Source organism: Ochrobactrum sp. C6C9 (assembly GCF_022627935.1).
Lineage (GTDB): Bacteria > Pseudomonadota > Alphaproteobacteria > Rhizobiales > Rhizobiaceae > Brucella > Brucella teleogrylli.
Genome location: NZ_JABXGB010000129.1, coordinates 1 through 262 on the forward strand (window position 1 = coordinate 1; position 262 = coordinate 262).

The window sequence follows — 262 nt, forward strand, 5'->3', positions numbered from 1 at the left end:
GTCCTCGTCACCTCCCGCCTGCTGGCGCAGCCACATCTGCGCGTACAGACCATCGGCCATCAGCAAGCCCGCATGGGTACCGCGCTCGACGATGCGGCCATGGTCCATCACCAGGATCTGCTGCGCATTGACGATGGTGGAAAGCCGGTGTGCGATGACCAGCGTCGTGCGTTCGCGCGCGATCTCTTCGAGCTGTTGCTGGATCGCCTGTTCGGCACGCGAATCCAGCGCCGACGTCGCTTCATCGAAGATCAGGATGGCC

Annotated in this window: 1 pseudogene; it reads right to left on the reverse strand. The window is 63.7% G+C overall.

Annotated features, from left to right (window positions below):
• Positions 1 to 262: pseudogene (locus HWD97_RS24365) on the reverse strand (metal ABC transporter permease); the annotation flags it as partial.